Annotated in this window: 34 protein-coding genes; all 34 read right to left on the bottom strand. The window is 63.9% G+C overall.

Annotation, left to right across the window (positions count from 1 at the left end; all coding sequences use genetic code 11):
- Positions 1 to 122: 122 nt before the first annotated feature.
- The 34 genes from Q0602_RS24825 to Q0602_RS24660 all read right to left on the bottom strand — a co-directional run bounded on the left by Q0602_RS24825 (position 123) and on the right by Q0602_RS24660 (position 16,414).
- Entirely contained in the window at positions 123 to 518 is a 396-nt protein-coding gene (locus Q0602_RS24825) for a hypothetical protein (RefSeq protein ID WP_298848910.1), read from the bottom strand.
- Positions 519 to 542: 24 nt separating this feature from the next.
- Positions 543 to 899, bottom strand: coding sequence for a hypothetical protein (locus Q0602_RS24820; RefSeq protein ID WP_298848908.1), 357 nt, complete (start codon positions 897 to 899; stop codon positions 543 to 545).
- Positions 900 to 926: 27 nt separating this feature from the next.
- Positions 927 to 1,148: a hypothetical protein gene (locus tag Q0602_RS24815; protein WP_298848906.1), complete on the bottom strand. Its 222-nt coding sequence runs from the start codon at positions 1,146 to 1,148 to the stop codon at positions 927 to 929.
- Positions 1,149 to 1,256: 108 nt separating this feature from the next.
- Positions 1,257 to 1,538: a hypothetical protein gene (locus Q0602_RS24810; protein ID WP_298848904.1), complete on the bottom strand. Its 282-nt coding sequence runs from the start codon at positions 1,536 to 1,538 to the stop codon at positions 1,257 to 1,259.
- Between the two features lie 49 nt (positions 1,539 to 1,587).
- Positions 1,588 to 1,923, bottom strand: coding sequence for a hypothetical protein (locus Q0602_RS24805; protein ID WP_298848902.1), 336 nt, complete (start codon positions 1,921 to 1,923; stop codon positions 1,588 to 1,590).
- 21 nt (positions 1,924 to 1,944) lie between these two features.
- Positions 1,945 to 2,097: an alternative ribosome rescue factor ArfA gene (gene arfA / locus Q0602_RS24800; RefSeq protein ID WP_298848900.1), complete on the bottom strand. Its 153-nt coding sequence runs from the start codon at positions 2,095 to 2,097 to the stop codon at positions 1,945 to 1,947.
- Positions 2,098 to 2,222: 125 nt separating this feature from the next.
- Positions 2,223 to 2,867, bottom strand: coding sequence for a hypothetical protein (locus tag Q0602_RS24795; RefSeq protein WP_298848898.1), 645 nt, complete (start codon positions 2,865 to 2,867; stop codon positions 2,223 to 2,225).
- Positions 2,868 to 3,049: 182 nt separating this feature from the next.
- A complete protein-coding gene (locus tag Q0602_RS24790) occupies positions 3,050 to 3,805 on the bottom strand; it encodes a DUF4241 domain-containing protein (protein WP_298848896.1) in 756 nt (251 codons plus the stop codon).
- Positions 3,806 to 3,878: 73 nt separating this feature from the next.
- Positions 3,879 to 4,166 carry a hypothetical protein gene (locus Q0602_RS24785; protein ID WP_298848895.1) on the bottom strand — a complete coding sequence of 96 codons (288 nt, stop codon included), beginning with the start codon at positions 4,164 to 4,166 and terminating at the stop codon, positions 3,879 to 3,881.
- The gene (locus Q0602_RS24780; RefSeq protein ID WP_298848894.1) at positions 4,163 to 4,555 is read right to left on the bottom strand and encodes a hypothetical protein; all 393 of its coding nucleotides are present in this window, start codon (positions 4,553 to 4,555) and stop codon (positions 4,163 to 4,165) included. The genes Q0602_RS24785 and Q0602_RS24780 overlap by 4 nt, the downstream gene beginning before the upstream one ends.
- A gap of 44 nt (positions 4,556 to 4,599) precedes the next feature.
- On the bottom strand, positions 4,600 to 4,887 hold the full coding sequence (locus tag Q0602_RS24775) for a hypothetical protein (RefSeq protein ID WP_298848892.1): 288 nt from the start codon (positions 4,885 to 4,887) through the stop codon (positions 4,600 to 4,602).
- A 34-nt stretch (positions 4,888 to 4,921) separates the two neighbouring features.
- Entirely contained in the window at positions 4,922 to 5,518 is a 597-nt protein-coding gene (locus tag Q0602_RS24770; RefSeq protein ID WP_298848890.1) for a hypothetical protein, read from the bottom strand.
- Positions 5,519 to 5,587: 69 nt separating this feature from the next.
- Positions 5,588 to 6,097 (bottom strand): hypothetical protein, encoded by a 510-nt coding sequence (locus Q0602_RS24765; RefSeq protein ID WP_298848888.1) that lies wholly within the window; start codon positions 6,095 to 6,097, stop codon positions 5,588 to 5,590.
- Positions 6,098 to 6,138: 41 nt separating this feature from the next.
- Positions 6,139 to 6,552 carry a hypothetical protein gene (locus Q0602_RS24760; RefSeq protein WP_298848886.1) on the bottom strand — a complete coding sequence of 138 codons (414 nt, stop codon included), beginning with the start codon at positions 6,550 to 6,552 and terminating at the stop codon, positions 6,139 to 6,141.
- A 19-nt stretch (positions 6,553 to 6,571) separates the two neighbouring features.
- A complete protein-coding gene (locus tag Q0602_RS24755; protein ID WP_298848884.1) occupies positions 6,572 to 6,841 on the bottom strand; it encodes a hypothetical protein in 270 nt (89 codons plus the stop codon).
- A gap of 46 nt (positions 6,842 to 6,887) precedes the next feature.
- On the bottom strand, positions 6,888 to 7,061 hold the full coding sequence (locus Q0602_RS24750; RefSeq protein ID WP_298848882.1) for a hypothetical protein: 174 nt from the start codon (positions 7,059 to 7,061) through the stop codon (positions 6,888 to 6,890).
- A 1-nt stretch (position 7,062) separates the two neighbouring features.
- On the bottom strand, positions 7,063 to 7,770 hold the full coding sequence (locus Q0602_RS24745) for a hypothetical protein (protein ID WP_298848879.1): 708 nt from the start codon (positions 7,768 to 7,770) through the stop codon (positions 7,063 to 7,065).
- 21 nt (positions 7,771 to 7,791) lie between these two features.
- A complete protein-coding gene (locus Q0602_RS24740; protein ID WP_298848877.1) occupies positions 7,792 to 8,142 on the bottom strand; it encodes a hypothetical protein in 351 nt (116 codons plus the stop codon).
- Positions 8,139 to 8,582: a hypothetical protein gene (locus Q0602_RS24735; RefSeq protein ID WP_298848876.1), complete on the bottom strand. Its 444-nt coding sequence runs from the start codon at positions 8,580 to 8,582 to the stop codon at positions 8,139 to 8,141. The genes Q0602_RS24740 and Q0602_RS24735 overlap by 4 nt, the downstream gene beginning before the upstream one ends.
- A 2-nt stretch (positions 8,583 to 8,584) precedes the next feature.
- On the bottom strand, positions 8,585 to 8,773 hold the full coding sequence (locus Q0602_RS24730) for a hypothetical protein (RefSeq protein WP_298848875.1): 189 nt from the start codon (positions 8,771 to 8,773) through the stop codon (positions 8,585 to 8,587).
- A 72-nt stretch (positions 8,774 to 8,845) separates the two neighbouring features.
- On the bottom strand, positions 8,846 to 9,250 hold the full coding sequence (locus tag Q0602_RS24725) for a hypothetical protein (protein ID WP_298848874.1): 405 nt from the start codon (positions 9,248 to 9,250) through the stop codon (positions 8,846 to 8,848).
- Between the two features lie 92 nt (positions 9,251 to 9,342).
- Positions 9,343 to 9,930 carry a hypothetical protein gene (locus Q0602_RS24720; RefSeq protein WP_298848873.1) on the bottom strand — a complete coding sequence of 196 codons (588 nt, stop codon included), beginning with the start codon at positions 9,928 to 9,930 and terminating at the stop codon, positions 9,343 to 9,345.
- Positions 9,927 to 10,586 (bottom strand): hypothetical protein, encoded by a 660-nt coding sequence (locus Q0602_RS24715; protein ID WP_298848872.1) that lies wholly within the window; start codon positions 10,584 to 10,586, stop codon positions 9,927 to 9,929. Before Q0602_RS24715 ends, Q0602_RS24720 begins: the two co-directional genes overlap by 4 nt.
- Positions 10,587 to 10,590: 4 nt before the next feature.
- Positions 10,591 to 11,148, bottom strand: coding sequence for a hypothetical protein (locus Q0602_RS24710; RefSeq protein WP_298848871.1), 558 nt, complete (start codon positions 11,146 to 11,148; stop codon positions 10,591 to 10,593).
- 55 nt (positions 11,149 to 11,203) lie between these two features.
- Entirely contained in the window at positions 11,204 to 11,599 is a 396-nt protein-coding gene (locus Q0602_RS24705) for a hypothetical protein (RefSeq protein ID WP_298848870.1), read from the bottom strand.
- 703 nt (positions 11,600 to 12,302) lie between these two features.
- On the bottom strand, positions 12,303 to 13,031 hold the full coding sequence (locus Q0602_RS24700) for a hypothetical protein (RefSeq protein ID WP_298848869.1): 729 nt from the start codon (positions 13,029 to 13,031) through the stop codon (positions 12,303 to 12,305).
- A gap of 14 nt (positions 13,032 to 13,045) precedes the next feature.
- Positions 13,046 to 13,792 carry a hypothetical protein gene (locus tag Q0602_RS24695; RefSeq protein WP_298848868.1) on the bottom strand — a complete coding sequence of 249 codons (747 nt, stop codon included), beginning with the start codon at positions 13,790 to 13,792 and terminating at the stop codon, positions 13,046 to 13,048.
- Positions 13,789 to 14,319 carry a hypothetical protein gene (locus tag Q0602_RS24690; protein WP_298848867.1) on the bottom strand — a complete coding sequence of 177 codons (531 nt, stop codon included), beginning with the start codon at positions 14,317 to 14,319 and terminating at the stop codon, positions 13,789 to 13,791. The genes Q0602_RS24695 and Q0602_RS24690 overlap by 4 nt, the downstream gene beginning before the upstream one ends.
- A gap of 101 nt (positions 14,320 to 14,420) precedes the next feature.
- Positions 14,421 to 14,954 carry a hypothetical protein gene (locus Q0602_RS24685; protein WP_298848865.1) on the bottom strand — a complete coding sequence of 178 codons (534 nt, stop codon included), beginning with the start codon at positions 14,952 to 14,954 and terminating at the stop codon, positions 14,421 to 14,423.
- Positions 14,955 to 14,964: 10 nt separating this feature from the next.
- On the bottom strand, positions 14,965 to 15,324 hold the full coding sequence (locus Q0602_RS24680; RefSeq protein WP_298848863.1) for a hypothetical protein: 360 nt from the start codon (positions 15,322 to 15,324) through the stop codon (positions 14,965 to 14,967).
- 1 nt (position 15,325) lies between these two features.
- Complete coding sequence (locus tag Q0602_RS24675) at positions 15,326 to 15,496, bottom strand: hypothetical protein (RefSeq protein WP_298848861.1); 171 nt, start codon at positions 15,494 to 15,496, stop codon at positions 15,326 to 15,328.
- Positions 15,496 to 15,663 (bottom strand): hypothetical protein, encoded by a 168-nt coding sequence (locus Q0602_RS24670; RefSeq protein WP_298848859.1) that lies wholly within the window; start codon positions 15,661 to 15,663, stop codon positions 15,496 to 15,498. Before Q0602_RS24670 ends, Q0602_RS24675 begins: the two co-directional genes overlap by 1 nt.
- Positions 15,664 to 15,730: 67 nt before the next feature.
- Positions 15,731 to 16,042 carry a hypothetical protein gene (locus Q0602_RS24665; RefSeq protein ID WP_298848857.1) on the bottom strand — a complete coding sequence of 104 codons (312 nt, stop codon included), beginning with the start codon at positions 16,040 to 16,042 and terminating at the stop codon, positions 15,731 to 15,733.
- 81 nt (positions 16,043 to 16,123) lie between these two features.
- Positions 16,124 to 16,414: a hypothetical protein gene (locus tag Q0602_RS24660; RefSeq protein WP_298848855.1), complete on the bottom strand. Its 291-nt coding sequence runs from the start codon at positions 16,412 to 16,414 to the stop codon at positions 16,124 to 16,126.
- Positions 16,415 to 16,624 lie beyond the last annotated feature (210 nt).

Here is a 16,624-nt window from a genome sequence, read left to right as displayed (position 1 = left end):
CAGGGTTCGGCGTGGTGATGACCCAGGTGCCGGCGACGGTCTGCGAGAGCTTGAAGTCGGCCATGATCTTTTTCCCTTCTCGATTTCGGATCCGAAATCATGACCTCCTTGAAGGTCCTTCATCAGTCGTTGGCGGCCTCGACTGCGTCGTGGTCTGCGGCCAGGGGCATGGGCGCCCAGGTGATGTTGGCGCTCCTGTCGATGTAGGGCCCGACGGCGAATTCCGGGTTCGATATCCGGTATGTGAATCCGCCTGCGGCCGGTTCGCGCAGGACGAGGGCGTAGTGCTCCTCCGGCACCGGCGGGTCGTTCCGGAGGCTGCGGAACGCGCTGTCGTCCGGGACCGGAGCCCACTTGTCGATGCCCTTGAAGATTGGGCCGTCGACCGTTTCGGCCTCGATGACCATGTAGGAGAGGCATGCTTCGACGTTCATCGGATGGACGATGATCTGCTGCCTGTCCTTCGGCGCGCTGCCGAGCGGCTGGTAGGGGTCGGCTGCTGCATTGCTCTGCGGCATGGTGTGCTCCTTCCTTGTGCGGGGTTATCGCGTCATGCGATCGAGGCGCGAGTAATCGTCCTCGATGCGTTCGCGCGGGTGAAAATCGGAACGGATCGCGTCGATCGTTACCGAACCATCGCGTGCGATAGCGCCTTCGATGTCGACTGAGATGCTGACGGACCGGGTGCTCTTGGGAATGTCGTAGAGCGCGGTGAGGGTGGCGCAGGCGTCGAACCGTGAGCCTTCCGTGGTAGCTAGGAAGACGTCGCCGAGCGAAAGCATTTCGCTTGATGCATCAGGTGCGGGCTGCCCTTCGACCAGCAGGATCCGGGCGATGGCATCTGCGTCCATGGCCTGCGCCACGAAATTGATGCCTGCTTGGATCTGGTTGGTGGCCATGGTGGTTCTCCTTGGGGGCTTCTCGTATCAGCGCTGCTTCATCTCGAACGCGACGATGTCGTAGGCGTCGCTATCGATGGGGACGCGGATGTAGTCGTCCGACTTGTGGCCCATGCCGGGAAGGTCCTCGGCATTGCAGCTGTCGCCGTCCGGCCACACGATGAGATCGTCGCCGCTATGCGGATACCTGCGCACGCCTTCATGCATGAACATGGCGTCCGCTGCGATGTCATGGATGTTCTTTGCCATGATGTCTTTTCCCTTCTCGATCTCGGTTGCGGATCGGACGATCGCGCCGTCTGCCTCCGGCGCCTCACATGTCCGTGATGATGCCGGAGGCCATGGGGCTGTCGAGGATCAGACCGCGATGCGCGTGGGCTTGGGAAGCTGGACCATCAGCGTGGCGATCGTGCCGGCATCGCCGAGGCCGCTGCCGTAGCACAGGATGTCGTAGCCGGCATTCGCCAGTGCCTGCGCGGCATCGGCGGCGACATCGAAGCGGCGCTCGCCGGTGACGGGATCACGGGTCGCACCGGTGATGACGACGTCACGTACGCTCGGTTCCGGATTGACCGTGATGGAACCCGCTTCGATGCCTGCATCGCGCAGGGTGTCGATGATGTGGAGGTTGTCGAACATCGGATTTTCCTCTCTCTGGACTGATTGCGCGATCCGCGTCCCGAAGGGCTCACCCGCCTTGGGCGGAATCTCTCTTCCGGGCCGCCAGGCGGCGGCGCCTGTCGTACCTGTCGAAGGTCAGTGACGGCTCGACCGGCTGGCCGTCGTCCCCGATGAGGGGATCGACCGCGATGCCGAGGAAGTCGCCCCAGTCGGCCGCGTCGATGAGGGCGCGATCACGCGCCTCCTCGATCGAGAGGCCCTCGTGATTGGTGTAGACCGATCCGGTGGCATGGGCCGCTGCGGTCATCTCGAAGCCTTCGTCCGAATGCAGCATCACGTGGAACGTGGTGCGCTCGCAGGATTCGTACATGCGGCGGATGCGGATGCGGATGATATCGGGCATGGGCGGTTCCGTCCGGATCGATCAGGCGTAGGCGCGCGCGGCGTGCTTGCCCTTGCGGCTGTAGGAGCCCTTGCCCTTGCCGGGGCGGACGACCTGGCGGCGGAAGGCGCCGTGTGCGAGCGCGCCGGCCATCGGATTGCGGGTCGCGGGCGCCTTGGTGCTGTTCTTGGCCATCTGATTTTCCTTCTCGATCTGATCTCGAACCGATCCAGATCCCCAAGGGAAGATGTAAGTCACGGACTGCATGGCATCACGAGAGGGCCGCACCTGCGGATTGACCCTCTCGTGATGCTTATCGTTCAGGCAGCCTTGGCCAAGCTTTCCGGTTTGACCGGGAAGCCTGCATCCGAAGCGATCGAGACGATGGTCTCGAGCATTCCGAATTCTTCTTCGGTCCTGGGATTGGCGGGTGCGCAATCGCCCAGGGTGTTCATGTAGAAACCGTCGGCGAAGAACTCGGTCCGGGCGTCGTCACGGATGGAGCCTGCCGCGCCGCGGGTGAAGAAGGTGATCGCCGCCATCGTCGTGACGTAATCGGCATTGCTCATATGTCCTTCGATCACGGCATCCACCCCGAAGCGCCAGTCGACTGGGTTGGAGACCTTCGCGAAGGCGGCGGTGAGGACATTGAGACCCTTGCCGTTGCTTGCGTCCTTGACCAGGCGCTCGTGCTTCTGGTCTTCGTTCGCATTGTTGTGTGCTTCGATGCGGGCAGCCTTGCGCTCGGCGGCCGCAGCGGCGACGTCGGCATTGCGCTGAGCATGTGCTTCAGCACGAGCAGCACGCGTTTCGGCGCCGAGCTTCTTCATCGCAGCGATGTTCGCACGAAGAGCCTGGCGACCGGCGGTCTTCTTGGCCCGGCGATTGGCATTGCCGATCTTCTTGGCGGCGGCGTTACGAGCTTCGTGGGCGCGCTGGGCGTCGGATTTGGTCTTGCGTGCCATGGTATCGGATTCCTCGTGTCGGATTGATTTTTCCTTCCCCGTCCGGGGAACGCTTCTCTTGATCTTGAGCAGGTGACGGCCCGCAGGGCCGTCCATCTCGATTCCGCCTGGCGGATGTGGATGCAAAAAAAGGGACCGCACGCGAGATGCGGTCCCTTTCGTCCTTGTTCGGGCGGTGCGTATCAGCCGAGGAGCATTTCTTCCTCTTCGTCGTCCTCGTCCGTCTCTCCCTCGTTCAGACCGAGGAAGTCGAACGATACGCGCGCGACCTTCCCGTCTTCATCGCGTTCGATGTAGACGGGATAGAGGCCGTCGCCCCAGCCGGTCCGGCTGGCGGCGGCATTGGGGCCGAACATCCAGCGATCGTCGCTGGTGCCGTGGCAGACGGTATTGTATCCGAGACGCGGGCTGGAGGGCTCGTAGGGCAGCAGCTCCCAGTCGCCGCTCGCGTTGAGCGCGTTCATCGTCATGCCGTTCTCGGAATCGATCGGCGTTTCGTAGTGGGGGAAGTCGACCCCGTACTGGAGCGTTCGGCCATCGGTCTTGTTGCGGTAGACGCGTACGTCCTCGTAGTCCTGCTCCTCCCAGTCCGACGCGAGGTGCTCGGCGTCCGCGTAGATGAGCTGTGCGACGTCGACCGGGACCAAGTGCGAGAATTCCATGCCTTCCCGGATGAGCGGCTCGGCGAGACCTTCACGGAAGTCGAGGGTCACCATGGCGGTGCGGCCGTCCTGGGGTTCGATCGTGACCACGACATCAGCCTGCGCCGGAGTTTCGATGACGACATATTCCTTGGTGACCTCATCGCCTTCCTTGAGCGGCGCGGACGAGGTCATGTCGCTGCTGGCGGCGATATTGGCGTAGAGGGGGTCGACGACCACGAGACGCCCGCTGGGGATCGCGAGCGTGCCGACGGTCTTGTTCTGGAAGTCGTCCATTCTGAATTTCCTTCTATGGGTGGCGTTTCTGAGGAGATCGGACCGGATCGGCCGTCCTTCCGGAGTGTCCGGATCAGGTCCGGGCGGCCATGTCCTGAACGGCCACGTCCTTGCCGTCGCGCTCGATCAGGCTGATCGCGGGTCCGATCTTCAGGTCCAGCTTGCGGACCGGGGAGTTGGGCCAGAAGCGGTCGCGGCACTTGACCTGGACTCGCCCCTTGCCGATCGGCTTGGCCTTCAGGATGTCGAACTTCCCGTGGAGATGCGGCATCCCGCTGACGTGCCGGCCATAGAGGCACACCGCATCGCCGATGCGTATCTCGTCGGCGGTGATGACCGGATAGGTCTTGCGTCCGCTCACGATGCCGGCCCCTCGACTTCGCTCCAGCCGTGGTCATGCTTGGCGTCGTGGTTGACGATCGTCCGGGTGCCGTTCGGCAGGACGAGACGGAACAGCAGCGAGGTGTCGCCGTCGTTCGCCCAGGCGATGGTGAGCGGTCCGTTCGACCATGCGCGGACCCTCATCCAATCGTCACGGCATTCCGGGTCGCCGAGCACCTCGTCGACGATGTCGTCGGAGAGGATCTCCTGCGCGACGGGCGCATAGGGGCCTTGGACGTCCATGTCGCGGTAGCCCTTGCCGGGACCGTAGACGTGGGCGCGGAGGATCTCGCCGAGCGCGTCAGGCGAGAGGCTGGCGAGATCGATGACCATGGTGCCTGTCGCGGCGTCGAGCGTGCTGGTCTGCATGGGATTTTCCCTTCGGTGGTGTCTTGCGAGGATCGACCGGTCGATCAGCCGTTCAGCCAGTCGGCGCCGAATGCGGTGTCCTCGAGGTCGAGCCAGCCGAGGATGGGGTTGCCGCTGTCGGTGACCGCGTCGTTGTCGACCGTCTGCCAGGGGTTGTTCGGCCGGTAGTTCGGCATGTGCCGGACGGTCAGGACCTCGAACTTCGAGGCCCGGGTCGAGCACTCGCGGATGCCTAGGACGGTCTTGCACTGGTTGGGCAAGCCTTCGCTGACGGGTGTGAAGGCCGCGGGAAGCGTCGGCGTGAGATGGATCGGTTCGGCGGCTGCGGTCATGTCTTTTCCTTCCCTTCGTCGGATACGATATCGCTCATCCGATCATGACGTGGATGGTCGCATGGTCTCGACTGGGAATCAGTCTGCCTCTTGCTCCGATTACCTCGATGCCGGGGAAGGAGAACAGGTCTTCGAGCGGAACGTATCCACGGGTCGCGGCGGCGTGTGGAACGGATGGAACGGTCAGGATGCGTTCGATCACGTCGTCATCATGATAGGAGACATGGAGGCTGATGTCCGCGTCGAGCTGGATGCGTGCGCTCCCTCTCGTGAAGTACGCGATCTCGTATTTCCATCGTTCCGGCCCGCCTTCCAGAGCGGGATGGGTCGCGGGCAGGCTGAGGATATGCGGTCCATCCCCTTCCTCGAACCCCAGGGCGAGGTTGTCGGAAGGGCCTCCGAGCATGTCGACGATATTGTCGGCGGTCGGATCAAGTGATCCGCTCTGGTCGTTTCCGATCGCCTCCTCGATCGCCAGGGGATTCATGCCGATGGCCTGACAGATCGCGACGAGCAGGGGATCCCTATAGACCGGATCGCGCGCACCCGGCTCAGCCTGGCCGAGGAAGATCGCCGGGTCGTGCCGGCGCCCGTCCTCGGAGTCCGGGGTGAGTGTGCCCTTCACCATCATGAGGCGTCTCCCTTTCATGTCATGCCGTCACCGGATCGAAAAAAGTCCGATATGACGCCGGGATTTCGATCACGCGGCTTTTGCCAGTTGCGGAACCTGGTCCGCCAGCAGATCGAATTCGATGGCGTAGTAATCACCGGTCGTCAGATCCCATGCCTTGACCTGGCGCTGCATGAGCGGCTGGACGAGACCGGGCATCTTGGAGACGTCGAACGGAAGGACGTCTGCGAGCTTGCGCACCGGGGAGCTTCCGCCGTTCCGGAAATCGGACAGATCGAGGATGCGATCGACGGTGGCGGGATGACCCGAGCCGACCTGCACTGTTTCCTCTTGGTCGCCGAGCGGATCGACGCGGACGATGAAGGAGAGGTCGCATCGTTTCTGCGATGCCGGCGACAGCAGGACCTCGAGGCGATCCTCGGTGGGATCGGAGCTGTCCGAGATCCACATGATCTGTGCATGCACGCCGCGCACGTGCACGATCCGCTCGGCGTTCGTGCCTGGTGTGGTGGCCGCGATCTCGTCGTAGGCCGCCGTGAAGGTGGGCGATGCGGCCCGCAGCGTCTCGATGATGGTCATGTCTTTTTCCTTCTCTTCGTCGGATATGATGGAACGGCTGATCAGGCGGTCTTATTCGTGCGCTCGCTCGTGAGGCATGCCTCACCTTCAGGGAGCGACGCTCCGAGGTACTCGAAGTCGATGTCCCTGGCCTCGTAGCAGAAGCGACCCTTCCAGGGATTCCAGTAGGGAGACCACGAATCGTGGTCTGCCGGGATGATGCGGATGCTGACGGTTCCGGCGGGTTCGTGCCGAGCCTCGTAGATGCCCCCCGCCACGAACCCTTCCGGGAATTTCTCGCGGACGTGCGTGCAGCGCCAGTAGCCGAGCGGATGGATCTCCCGATCCCGGCCGCGCTTCGCCGCGCGGTCCATGAGGCGCAGCTTGCGCGCATGGGCCATGTCGGCGAAGCGGCGCCCTGTCGCGTCGAAGGCGATCGAGAGGTTCGCCAGGAGGGAATGCAGGAGGTCTGCCATGTGTCGTCCTTCCGGTGCCTCAGTCGACGAGGCGGATCATCGATGTCTTCGAGGAGAGCTCGCCCGAGAGCGGGCAGATGTCGCAGAGGATCTCGACCGTGTTTCCGGTGAAGTCCATCAGGGCTTCCCAGGGTTCGCGCTCGTCCTCCATCTCGATGGTGATCCGGACCTCGTGCTCGTAGGGCTTGCGCATGGTCGTGGTGACCACGGTGCTGGTCTGGTCGCTGAAGCCGTTGTCGAAGTCCTCGATGGTGAGCGTCACCTGCGTGTCGTCGTCGTTGAGCTTCATTGTTTTTTCCTTCCGCGCCGAGCGTATCGATCCTGATCGTCCTGGATCACTGCATCATGAGATCGACGTATTCGTCTGCTTCCTCGGGTTCTGCGCCCAGCCGCACGAGTTCGTCGTAGAGGACATGCTGGTCCTCGCGACCGCGCTTGCCGGCCTCGAAGGTCTGGATGGCCGCCGTCATGGCTTCGCCGTTTCCGGCGGCGTGGATGCGGTCTTCCATGTCAGGACTCCTGAGGGGTCCAGCCGGGGACGTTGAGACGCACCAGGCTACGCAAGCAATTGGTCACGACCGGAAGCGATTCGTGGAGGCACGACACGTTTCCGGCATAGACGCGGCCAGCCTCCATCGGCAGCACGGCGAGATCCGAGATGTCGATATGGGCACAGTCTCCCATGTCGCCGATCGCACCTTCGAAGGCGCCGACGAAGCCGCGGGCGGCCGAGACGCTGGAGGCGAGGATGATGCCTTCCGGAGCGGAGAAATCGGCTTCCTGCCAGCTGAGGCCGCCGGACAGGTGGCTGGTATGTCCTCGGCGCATCGAAGCATGATGGGGCTGCTGCGAGCGGTGGATGGGTTCGCGATACGGAACATCGCGCGGGGCGCTGCGATGGCGTGCCGGCCCACCGCGATGGGCTGCCACCGGGAAGTGCGATTGGTGACCGGCGACGCCCGGGTCCCAATAGCCATCGATGTGGAGGCCGGGGCGTCGCTGGGTTGCGCCGGCCAGCACCGGGGACTGGTCGATCATGATGTAGACCGGCTGATCGGTGTCGATGCCCTCGAGCATCGCATCGACCGTCGGCTGCCAGCGCGAGAGGTCCTGCGGCAGGCCGTCGGCCTTGAGGAAGGGACGCATGTAGACGCGCTCGCCCTCGTAGGAGGGGAAGGCGACGTCGCCGCGGGTCTCGATGATGGAACGATGGAGCATGGTCCGGTCCTTGTCTGGTGGTTATTCGGTGGTCGCTGAGGGATCGTCGAAGGTGCGACCGGGGATGACGGGCGTCCATTCCGCAGGCACGTCCACGTTCTCTTCCACGAAGCAGTCGGCATTCATGCTGATCCTGGTGTTCGTGGTGAGGGACGTGAAGTAGAACTCCGTGTAGCTCCAGACGGAGCCCTTGATGGTCCCGTAGTCGTCGAAGACGACCTCGCCTTCGGAGACACAGGTCACCCGGAGGTTCCCGACTCGATCGTCCTCGTAGCCTCGTCCCGCCGTGGCGCTGCTGCCGTCGCCGCAGGCAACGATCGAGCCGAGGGCGAGAAGCACGAGCGGCGCGGCGATGATCGATCTGATGTTCATGGTCGGACTCCTGTCGAGGCGCGCTCGAATTCGAGCTGGGTGTCGGTATGCGCTCCGATTACATCGGTGAGCTGGTAGATGCCGGAGGACAGGACGGGCTGCAGGAGACCGGCGAACTTGCCTGCCGCCTCGCCGAGGATCGTCGCGAGGAGATCAGGACCGTGCTCCTCGAAGGGTGCGAGAGTGCTCTTGCTGCCCGCGAGGATGGCGACCTCCGCGGGTCCGTCCTCGTCGACGGTGATCCGGAACGACAGGTCGATGCCGTGACGAGGTGTCGGAGCGACCGTGATGAGGATCTCGTCGAAGTCGTCGGAGCGTTCGACGGTGACGGGCACGTTATCGACGAGGATCTTCTCGCGATCGCTGAACTTCAGCGATACCGCGGTCCAGGCCTTGTCGAACGAGCGTTTCCCGAGGAGCTGGGAGAGCATGGTCGCCATGGTCAGCCTTCCAGACCGGCTGCCGCGACGCAGTCCGCGAGCATGCCGGGGGTCATGGTCGTGTCGACATAGGCGGACTTAGCGCGGACCGGGGCGTTGTCGTTCGAGGCCGCGCGGGCCTTCTGCGAGGCGCGGATGGCCTGGAAGCGGGCGATCTGCTTGGCGGTGGGCTTGCGTGCGGGCTGTGCCATGATTCTTTTTCCTTTCCTCGATGGATCTCGTCCATCGCGATGATGCCGGAAGGCTGTTCTTCGCTCGCCGCCTCAGGCCGCGATGCCGCGCAGCCGCAGGCTCAGCGGATCGTCGCCCTCGCCCGCCTCGTTGAGGAGGGCCTGCGCATCGGCGGCGTTCTGCTTCTGGAGCGGGGTCCAGATGGTGCGGCTCGCGATGACGTTGAGGCGATCGATGGTGTCCTGCCACACGCCGTAGTTCGGTGACATCTCGAGCATGATGCCCGCGGCGCCGATGAAGTCGCAGTCGAACTTGGCCTGCTCGACTTCCGAACCGTGCAGGACGGTGAGGATGACGATGCCCATCAGGCCGGCAGCCGCGACGAGTGTGGAGATGATGGTCGTCTGGTGACTGACCGAATGGAGGAGTTCGGTGAACCCGATGCCGAACGAGGCGACGCAGACTGCCGCGGTGAGTATTCCGATGGTCCTGGTCATGTCGTTTTTCCTTTCCTGTTCCGGATACGGGCACTCACCCACCTGGAGGAGGCCGCCTGCGAATGCGGTGGCAAAAAAAGGGGTGCGATCCGTCAGACCGCACCCTCGATTCTGTTTCTGATGGCACGAGAGGCTTCGCGCCACGCGATCTCCTCGTCGACGTATTCCATGATGACGTGATTGCCCTTCTGCCTGATCGTGGAGATCATGCAGTCCGGCAGACCCGGGACGATGTCCGCGATGGTGAGCGGATCGTTGTCCGCACCGACCCGCCCGGTCCAATCCGCAATCACCGTGGCCGGGACGTGGCTGTGGAGGACGAGGGCGGTCCCCGTTCCGATCATGATGCCCGGTGAGGAGAGCGTCGCCCTTATTCTGTGTTCCCGGTAGGAGATGCGCACGTTCGCCTCGGGCGGTATCGTGAGCCGTGCGACGAGATCGGTCCCGGTGGCATTGCGGTTGGGCGGTCCATCCCGGACATCGTCACGAAATTGCCGGAAGTCGATCGACTGCAGGGCGCGGTGTTTCCCGAAGCACGAGACGAGCAGGGCCTGCGTGAGCGTGTCCGTCATGGGTGCTTCACCGGCAGGAGGGTTGAGCAGGTCGGAGCAGGTTTGCTGCTTGCATTCCAGTCCATGGATGATCTGCATGCCAGTCAAGGGTGTTCGTGTGCTGCTCATGGTGAGATGCCCTTCTCCCGGAGGGAGCGTGCGATGATGCGCGAGAGCGCCGCATGGGTGCGCGTCCATTCGACGAAGCGCGGATCCCATTCGAACATGATCTGGCGGATGGTCCTGGTGACGAAACCGGGACCGGACTGGACGGTGTCCCTGGAGCCCTGTTTCTTAATGGTCAGGGGACGGGTCGGCGCGCCGGAGGTGAAGGCGAGATCCATGATGTCGCCGAGCCGCTCGGCGTGCGGCAGTTTGGCCACCAGCGCGTGCCACATGGCATCGGGCATGCCCTCGTCGGTGACGTAGGCGTGCGTCTCGCGCAGGTCCCAGTAGGGGTCGCGTCCGATCTGGACCGTGACTTCGGGACGGAACCAGTGGGCGTAGAAGCGGATCTGGTTGTCGGGCACGTCGCCTCCCTCCGGATCGGCGAGGACGACGTGCGGGGACATCTGCCCCTTGCCGTGGAAGCGCTGGCGGAAGAGCGCGGAGACGCCGTTGACGGCGCCGATCGCGCGGACGGGGTCGGTGAGCGCGAGGCGCAGGAGGATGCCGCGCGCGACCTCGCCTATCGCCATCGATTCGAGGCCGATGTCGTCGATGGGAAGGATGGCGGGCAGGTCGGAAGGGGTGCCGTCCTGCCCGTCGGTGTTGCGGCGGTTCATCGCGTCAGACCCCGTGGTGACGCTGCATCCACACCTTGGCGGCGCGGTGGATGCGGGGGTTCGTGACGCGCAGGCCCAGCCAGCTGTTCTTCCAGATGCCGCGTCCCGCGAGGCGCGGGCCGAGCGTGGAGAGGAAGCGCACGAGGCCGTTCTCGGACAGCGAGTGGGCGAGGCCCGAGCCCAGCATGTGGCGGGCGAGGTCACCACCCTTGCCGTCGATCCCGATGCGGACGTCGGCGACGATGCGCCCGTAGACGTCGTAGTGGCGCTCCTTGAGGAGGAGGCCGCGCTTGGCCAGGCGGCGCATCTCGGAGGAGGCCATCCGTCCGCCCTTCTGCGAGAGCTCAGGAGCGTCGTAGCCGGTGGGGCGCACCTTGATCCGCTGTCCGCTGTTGAGGAGCACGGAGAAGGTGTCACCGTCGATGACGTGGATCGACGAGGCGGGGACGCCGGTCCAGCCGGAACCGGCGCGCAGGCGCCAGACGACGGTGACGACGAGCGCGATGGCCGCGAGGCGGATCAGCGGCATCGCGTCGGCGAGGATCTGCTCGATCGTTTCCATGGCCTTTTTCCCTTCATTCGGTCTGTTCGGACCGATCGCTCCTCCCGAAGGGGTATCAGTCCTCGATTGCGCCGCGGGCCAGGCTGCCCGCCCGGCCCATGTCGGCTTCCTTCTTCGCCGCCTGCGACAGTTCGAGCACCCATGCCGGGAGTTCGAGACGATTGGCGGCGGGCGTCGCGTTCATGCCCATCTGGAGGAACGTCGCGACCTTCACCCGGTCGTCGAGCATGTCGGCGAGACCGGCGTCGGTGGTGTTGGTCACCGCGGTGTCCTTCAGGCGGGTGAAGCCGCTCTTGCGCACCGGGTAGCCGAGGCTGATGGTGCAGCGGGTGTCGCCGCGTCCGTCGGTCTCGAGATCCTTCGTCGCAGTGATGCGGTCGAGGATGTTCTGCGGGACACCCATCTCGTCGAGCGCGCAGCGGGTATCGATGGTGATGTCCTGGGTCTTCATCATCGTTTTTTCCTTTCAGGTGTTCGATTCGATCCTGATCCATTCCCGCAAGGGGATGCATCGATCCTCTCGCCGCATGCGTGCGTGCGGGCCCGGCGTCTCGCGCTATCGTGATGGAAGGGTGGATATTCGGCTAGGCCGTGATGTTGGAGGCCGCCCGCACCGTCTCCACCGGGGGGGGGAGGGGTTGGAGCCGGGCGGACGGCCTCGCGACACGAAGGGCGGCATTGTTGGGGGAGAAGGCCGGCCCGTTCGGTTGTCCTTCTTATAGGACGGGACCATGGCCGGACCCAAGTGCGTTCTGCATGATGCATGATGATTTTCCCGATGCGCTGCGCATCGGAAGGCCGCGCTCTCGTCCCGTATTCGGGAGGTCGCGTTCCTTGGGCCTTGTCGCGACGGACCGGATCGGTCCGTCGCGCTCAGTAGGCGAAGTAGGCTGCTGCTGCGGCGATGATGATGATGTAGTCCAGGAAGGGGATCTTGGCCCCGTTGGTCACATCGAAAGACTGGATCTTTCCCATGTCTCGTTCCTTCTCTTTTTCCTCCCCCTCCCAGGGGGTCACACTCACCGTCCACGACGGGGTGTTCAGGAATCGGAGCGAGGAACGAAGCGAGGCAGAAGGACGGCCTCCGCAAGGAGATCAGGCCGTCCTTCTGCCTCGGTGGGTTCCGATGCGTCTTCTTCTTTGTGTCTTGGTCTCTATCTTCTCCCGACTGTGAGGCCGGGGATGTTCTTGGTCTTCTGGATCACGTCGAGCACGTCGCGGATGTCGTCCATCGTGCGCCTGTCGTGGAGGATGTCGAGGCTGACGCCCTTGCTCATGTGCTTGACCTCGTGTTCGGCGATGATCCTGTCGGGCCTGACGAAAGGCAGGTCGAACAGGTCGCCGAAGCGTCGTCCCGTGAGCGAGGTCCTGATGCTTCCCGGAAGGAGGTCGTTCGGTATGCCGATGCCGTTGCTGCCGATCTCGACGCCGCTCTTCCACTTGACGCAGACGTCGAGGCGTTTTCCGTGGATGCACCAGAACACGTCTTCGGGACTGCCGGGAACGAGCCAGTCGAGCGAGGTGAGCTCGTTCGGGCCGCGCGTGGCCGGAAGATGGTTCATCGCGTCCCAGACGTCGGACCAGCCCTTCATCGTGCGCTTGTGCTTGTGCCTAAGAGCGAGCACGAGAGCTGCCTCTATCGAATGTGCGAGGCGCGGTTCCGCGAGCGCTCGTGAGATGACGATCTCGGTGGCGGCCGGGCTGAGTTCCCAAGGCTTGCGCAGCCAGGCCAGCCGGAGCAGGAACCGGTCGAGCCGAGAAGGTGTCGGAGCCTTGGGCCGGAGCTTCATCGGCATGGTGACGGGGTCGTGAATGATGTAGGCGACACCGATCAGGAGGAGGACTGGTCCGCCTATCAAGGCGATCAGGGCGAGCACTTCCATGCGCTTCTCCTCTATTATATCGGCAGGTGCCGAAGATTTCCTCTGCGGGTCTTGGTGATGTCCTCGGAGTGGGCACGTTCAAGTGCCCCGAGGGCTTCGATGACGCCCTCGAGGTCACGCCGATCCCGGAAGACGTCGAAGACGACGGCATCCTGCTTCAGCCTGACATCCGATGCCTCGACGAATATGTCCCGACGCAGGAGCGGTATTTCGATGATGTCGCTCAGGCGCGTATGATCGATGCCCGATATGACCGTGTCGGGCAGGAGCGGTCGATGGACATAGAGCCTGCTGTGCCGGATCTGGAAGTCCCGGTGCTCTATGTCCACACCGAGGGTCCTGTCCTTCATCCGCCAGGTGTGCTGCGTGCTGGAGCCTCGGATGATCCAGTCGAGGGCCTGCAGCGCATCCGGATTGCGGGACGAGTGCACGCGGATGGCGTTGCGCAGGCTCTTTCCGATGGCACGCGCGAGATGCGGTTCGGACTGTGCGCGCGCGAGGATGATGTCGACCGCGGCAGGGTCGATGAGTGGACCACGGCGGACGCGCTCGAAGAACTCGAAGGGGTCGTAGGCCGGATCCGTCCGCATCTTGCTCACGAGCCAGATCGCCAGGGAGCCGAGAAGGATCGCGACTCCCGTCCAGACCGTCCTTCCTATTTCGTTGTCGAAGCCGAGACGGATGCCGATGAATATGGCCGCGCTGGTGACGACGAAGACGACCGTCAGCACGGCTACCCAGAGCATCTCGAAGATGTTCACGCGGCGCGGCCCTGCTCGAGGAAGCGCTCCGCGCCCCACTTGTCTTCCATGGGGTCGTCGCCTCCGGTGAGGATGATGATCTCCTCGTATTCCGGGTCGTTGTCGACATTGGTCACCGCGCGGTAGCGCGTGCCGGCGATCATGGTCCATTCACCATTGTCGATCGCATCGAGCATGTCGCTCATGGTCTTGACGGCCTTGCGGCGTATCTGCGGCGGGGGGAGGCTCGCGACCTCCTCGTCATCGAGCTGCTGGGCGAACTCGACGATTCCGTTGAGCGGCCAGTCGCAGGCGTCCGGCAGGGTCATGGGACCGGTGTCGCCGTCGATGCGGCGCGTCTCGATGTGGATCGCGAAGGTCTCCGGGCTATCGGTGATGACCTGCATCCGGCGCGAGGTGTCGAAGTAGAACCGCTCGCGGGTCTCGAAGCCGCGGCGCGCCGGGCGCCAGCCGGCGGCGAAGCCGTCGGTGCAGATCGCCGAGATGACGCGCAGGATGCGGTCCTTGGTGGTCTGGATATCGGTCATCGCTTTTCCTTCCTGTTCCCGGATGCTTTTTCATCGCAGGATGCAAAGGAAAACCTCCCAAGGCGTGAGCCCTGGGAGGTTTTCGTTGTTCCGGTGCCGGATCAGTCGACCATGTCCTCGGCCAGCTCGCGCAGGTCGAGGATGGTCTTGCCGATGATGATCGCGCCGTTGTCGACGACGACCTCGGTGTCCTCGGTGAGGTCGAAGACGAGCCAGTTGTGCGCGCCGATCGCATCCGGGTCCGGATTGGTCCGGTCGGATTCGACGGGCACGAGGACGTAGTCGTCGGCGACCGTCAGCGGACCGAGTTCGGTCTGGAAGGAGGCGTCCTGATTGGCGGGCCAGGCGTTGCGGTCTTCCTCGAAGTCGCAGGAGGTCGAGGCATCGAGCGCGATGCCGTTGATCTGCCGACCGCGATTGCTCTCGATCGAGAGCGGGCCGCCCCCGTCGATGTCGACGAGGATCTTCTCAGGCTCGTCGGAGAGATCGGCCGGATCGCCGTCGATCTCGTTGATCGGCTCGAGGATGACCGCATAGGTCTCGGCGCCTTCGTGCGCGAGATGGTCGTCGGTCTCGTCGATGACGGGCATCAGTCCGTAACGACCGGCGGGGATCGTGGCGTGTACGGTCAGCATGGTTTTTCCTTCAGACTACGGTTTCGTAGAAGGCAACCAGATTGCCGAAATGGAAGGCATGGATCTGCACGTCGAGGACGCCGCCCTCGTTGAAGTCGCTGGCGACCTCGGAGACGAGCTCCTCGAACCGGGCGGGCTCCAGCACCTTGAAGGCGGCGTCGGCCTCGTGGAGTGCCGAGACGACATCCTCGCCGAAGGAATCGAAGAGGCTGTAGTGCTGACTGCCGCCGCCGTTGACGGTGGTGATGAGAACGACGTACTTGCCGGTGCAGGCGACGTCCTCGGTGTTGCTGACGCCTGCGGCCATGGCCTGCATGGTGGCGGGCTCGATGACCTGGGCGTCCGGGTTCTGCTTGACGAAGCGCGGCATCTTATTTTCCCTTCGATTTCTTGATCGCTCGATTGCGCGCGATACGGGACTTCTTCTGACTGCGTGCGGCGTCGCGCATCTCCTGTCGTTCTTCGGCAGAGATGACGTGGCCGGCGTTGACCGCCCTGAGGCGGCTGTCGCCCCTGTGGGCGAACTTGCTCTTGGCGGCCATCAGCTCTGCAGGCCGGCGGCTTCGACGCAGGCGGCGAGCATGCCGGGCGTCATGGTCGTGTCGACATAGGCCGACTTGGCGCGGACGGGAGTGTTGTCGTTCGAGGCGTTACGCTCGTTCTTGCGACGGATCGCGATGGCGCGGATGGCTGCCTTGCTGAGTGCCATGATCTTTTTTCCCTTCATCGATTGATTTCGATCGTCCTCGATCCGAAAGGGTCGTTCCTCGCTCCCGTCATTCGACGGGGCGGTTCCGCCAGTAGATGAGTGTCTCGAGCCGGTGCGCCATGGAGAGCCTGCCGCTGAGCGAACTCATGAGGAAGGCGACGAGACCGAAGTCGTAGGCGTCTCCGAAGGGCGCATCCCGCCAGAACGGGACACCCATGAGCATCGCGATCACGAGGGCGCCGAAGGTCGGGAGCCAGACGTGGATGGCCGAATCGTAATCGAGGCCGAGAGTCTTGCCGAATATCTTGCAGCCGATCCAGTAGAGCAGCCCCGTCTGGAGAGGGAAGAGGAGCCAGAACGGCATCTGTTCGCTGATCATGCGTTTTCCTGTGGTTGCGGTCGTTCGGTCATGCGAAGAGGGCCGACCCTTGCGGGCCGGCCCTCCCTGGGACTGTCGCTGTTATGCGGCCTTGTCGGTCTTGCGGTTCTCGTTCGCCGCCCGGTGGGCCTCGATGCGCGCCGTCTTCGCTTCGACGGCTGCCGCTGCGGTCGCCGCATTGCGTTCGGCATGGGCCGCGGCGCGTTCGGCGCGGACCTGCTTGCCGAGCTTCTTCATCGCGGCGATGTTCGCCTTGAGCGCCTTCTTGCCGGCCGATTTGCGAGCGCGACGCGCCTTGTTGGCTTCGATCTTGAGCGCGTGGTTGCGAGCTTCGTGGGCCTTCTGTGCGTCCGACTTGGTCTTGCGTGCCATGGTGATCTCGTCCTTCTCGTGGATTGATTTTTTCCTTCCCCGTCCGGGGAACGCCTCACTTGTCTTCGAATGGGTCCCTCCGGCTCAGCCGGAGATCCGGTCCGCGGTTAGGTCGATGTGCGCCAGCTCCGCCAGGCAGATGAAGCGCGTATCGCCGATCACGACGTCGACGTTCGTGTGCCAGTGCCCGAATATCCAGCAGCGCGGGGC

Origin of the sequence: uncultured Salinicola sp. (assembly GCF_937921195.1) — a bacterium.
In the GTDB taxonomy this organism is placed as follows: domain Bacteria; phylum Pseudomonadota; class Gammaproteobacteria; order Pseudomonadales; family Halomonadaceae; genus Salinicola.
This window is presented reverse-complemented; position numbering and strand designations above follow the sequence as displayed.